The 3,179-nt window shown below is 42.7% G+C and carries 4 protein-coding genes; 1 reads left to right on the forward strand and 3 read right to left on the reverse strand.

Annotated elements, in window-relative coordinates:
* On the forward strand, positions 1 to 199 hold a 199-nt coding region (locus tag APA_RS06415; RefSeq protein ID WP_201321477.1), incomplete at its 5' end, for a DUF4359 domain-containing protein.
* A gap of 41 nt (positions 200 to 240) precedes the next feature.
* On the opposite strand, the gene obgE is transcribed toward APA_RS06415, so the two are convergent.
* The 3 genes from obgE to APA_RS06430 form a co-directional block, all read right to left on the reverse strand.
* The gene (obgE, locus tag APA_RS06420) at positions 241 to 1,236 is read right to left on the reverse strand and encodes a GTPase ObgE (RefSeq protein ID WP_201321478.1); all 996 of its coding nucleotides are present in this window, start codon (positions 1,234 to 1,236) and stop codon (positions 241 to 243) included.
* A gap of 231 nt (positions 1,237 to 1,467) precedes the next feature.
* Positions 1,468 to 2,421, reverse strand: a complete 954-nt coding sequence (locus tag APA_RS06425) for a cation diffusion facilitator family transporter (protein WP_201321479.1) — start codon at positions 2,419 to 2,421, stop codon at positions 1,468 to 1,470.
* A 94-nt stretch (positions 2,422 to 2,515) separates the two neighbouring features.
* Positions 2,516 to 2,959, reverse strand: a complete 444-nt coding sequence (locus tag APA_RS06430; protein ID WP_201321480.1) for an SH3 domain-containing protein — start codon at positions 2,957 to 2,959, stop codon at positions 2,516 to 2,518.
* Positions 2,960 to 3,179: the final 220 nt, after the last annotated feature.

Consider the following 3,179-nt stretch of genomic DNA (forward strand, 5'->3'; position numbering starts at 1 on the left):
TTGTGCGGGTGATATGCCGATCGCGGCTCAGCAATCATGCAAATTTGTGATCTCTCAAGGCAAAGGTGTGATCAAGACATTGGTTGAAAATTCGACTAAGCAGCAAAATTTTGTTGTTTTCAGTCTTTACGAAACTGAGATGCCAAATAAAAAGTACAGCACTATCGCAGTCTTTGGTAATTTCATTATGTTCAAATAGAGCTAATCCCATAAAAAAGGCGGTGCTTAGCACCGCCTTTTTTATGGATTTTGCTGATCGAACTTTTCTAATGTTTTCCAGACTGATTGCAATAGCTTATCTAGTCCTTTTTTGGAAGCAGCAGAAATAGAGAGAATCGGAATATCAAACTGCGAGGCAATTTCTTCGACATCTTCAGGCAACATCGCATCAATTTTATTCAGAGCCAGAATTTGGGGCTTGTCAGCCAAGCCATGACCATAGGCAGCCAGCTCTTCTTGAATGGTGTGATACGCCGCTAGGGGATCATCTTGAGTGACATCGATCAGATGAATTAAGAGCTTAGTGCGCTCAACATGGCGCAAAAAGTCATGCCCCAAACCAATACCATCGGATGCACCTTCGATTAGTCCAGGAATATCTGCGAAGACAATGCCATCGCCTGAGGGCTTAGAAACTACACCTAGATTTGGGACGAGCGTAGTAAAAGGATAATCGGCAATCTTCGGACGGGCGGCGGATACGACCGAGATCAATGTTGATTTGCCAGCATTTGGTAAACCAATGATCCCGACTTCAGCAATTAACTTTAGTTCTAAATAAAGATTAAGTTCTTCGCCTGGTAACCCTGGTAAAGCGTAGTCAGGGGCGCGATTTTGATTGCTCAAGAAATATTTATTGCCTAAGCCGCCTTTGCCGCCTTTAGCCACAAACAAAGTTTGGTCAACCTCGGTGAGATCGCCCAAAACTTCGCCTGTTTCTTCATTCATCACCACTGTACCGATGGGGACTTTAATTACGCGATCGCTACCTTTTTTGCCCGTCATATTGCTGGGGCCGCCGCGCTCGCCATTCTCAGCTTTAAAAATATTCTCGAAGCGAAAATCTAGAAGGGTTTGGAGATCGGTTGTCGCTTGCAAAATAACGGAACCACCATGACCACCATTTCCACCCGCAGGCCCACCCGCAGGCACATATTTTTCGCGGCGAAATGCAACTAGCCCATCGCCACCATCGCCAGACTTAACATGTATCGTAACTCGATCAATAAAATGCATTGCTAACTCAATTACTTGCTCTGTCTAACTGAGATAACGCACTTATATTTGGGACATTATCTCTGTTATTTCTAACTCTATTATGCAGTGCCCAAGCATAGCAAATTAACTAAAACTCAACCAATGTCTGATATAGCTGTTGCAACTTTCGTCAAGACATAAAACTCAAAGAGGAAAGGTGGTGCTTTGCGCCGCCTTTCCTCTTTGAGTTTGAAAGCAGAAACAGGGATATTACTCTTCCTTGCGACAGTTATTTATAAGTACACAAGGATGATCTGGATCGCCACTTTCAATTTGTAAAGTTGTATGTTCAATACCAAAGCGCTCTCGTAATTCCTGACTGATTTGCATTAAAAAATCATCGCGAGGATGTCCCGTAGGCATGACTAAATGAGCTGTCAAAGCAGTGTCTACTGTACTCATATTCCAAATATGTAAATCATGAACTTGAGTCACCCCTTGACATTCAGCCAAATAAGTACGCACTGCCCGCTCATCAATATCGTTGGGAACACCATCGATCGCCAAATTAAATGAATCCTTCAACAACTCCCAAGTACTAAAAATAATTAAAGCGCTAATCACAAGACTGAATGCAGGGTCAAGCCAAAACCATTTGGTAAAAATAATCGCAATCCCAGATAAAACCACACCAAAAGATACCAACGCATCTGCTGCCATGTGCAGAAAAACAGCACGGATATTCATATCACCCTTGCGACCCGCTAAAAACATCAAGGCAGTTCCAGTATTAATCGCAATGCCGATCGCCGCAACAATAATAATCACTCCGCCTTCAACCATACTATCGGGTTGCAGTAATCGCTGAATGGCTTCCCAGATAATGCCACCCGTTACAACCAACAAAAAGATCGCATTTAGGAAAGTGGCTAAAATCGATGACTTGCGCCAACCGTAGGTGTAGCGGCTAGAGGGTTGACGACGAGATAAAACAATAGCTCCCCATGAAATGATTAGTCCTAAAACATCACTCAGATTATGTCCTGCATCAGCAATCAGTGATACTGAATGTGCCAATAGACCAAAGACAAATTCAGCAATTACGAATCCTCCATTTAGCACTAATCCGACAATGAATGCACGGTTATAGTCTGTATGATGATGTCCATCATGGGATTGTCCATGATGCTGATGGGGGTGGGGGTGTTTGTGCTGATGTGGCATACTTATGAACTCTTAAGATGTGCTGATCTTAGGTAGAGCAATCTTTAAGAGTTTATCAGAGTCAACGAGATCGACTATGTTTTTTGATTTTTGCTCACTCCTTGGTAATGTTGCCGACGCGTACCCAGCCTTCTTCTTTAGTGCTTTCATTTCTAACAAAGACCCATTCGCGATCGGGGGTTTCTTTAATTACAGCAACTTTGGTATTGAAGTCTGCACCACCAACATTGCGAGCAGCCTGATTGGGATCGGCGCGAAATACTAGACCAATACTGGCATTGACTTTACCTTGATACTTTGCGTCATTGGATTTTGGCTTAGCTTTGACCGTAGGCTGAGGAATTGGCTGCACTTTAATCTCAGCGATCGGCGATTTTGGTGCAGGTGCAGCTTTGAGATCGTTAGGGAAAGCAGGTCTTTGCGGAGTCTTTCTATAGGGCAAAATGACGTAGTACCAGCCTGTCACCACAATTGCCCCAATTAATCCTAGGCTGAAAGCTAAACTTGTAGTCGATTTTGCGGTCTCTGGAAATCTCATTCGGTCATACCTATCAATATCAAATCACTTACAAAATAGGTTAGCGATTTTATAAATTTACATGCTACGCTTCGCGCTTTTGAAAAGCCCAGTATATTTCTTGAAGTCTGCTTTGCAACATTTTTAAACAATATATTTAGGATTTTTCAATAGCTAAATGCGGTAGTTCTATAGCTATAGTCAAGTGAGTTGAGACATAAAACCCAAAAGAGAGTTGCGG

The sequence above is a fragment of the Pseudanabaena sp. lw0831 genome (genome assembly GCF_016584665.1).
In the GTDB taxonomy this organism is placed as follows: Bacteria; Cyanobacteriota; Cyanobacteriia; order Pseudanabaenales; family Pseudanabaenaceae; genus Pseudanabaena.

Coding starts and splice junctions, on each gene's coding strand:
- obgE (WP_201321478.1), bottom strand. CDS start 1,236: ATGCATTTTATTGATCGAGTTACGATACATGTTAAGTCTGGCGATGGT.
- APA_RS06425 (WP_201321479.1), bottom strand. CDS start 2,421: ATGCCACATCAGCACAAACACCCCCACCCCCATCAGCATCATGGACAA.
- APA_RS06430 (WP_201321480.1), bottom strand. CDS start 2,959: ATGAGATTTCCAGAGACCGCAAAATCGACTACAAGTTTAGCTTTCAGC.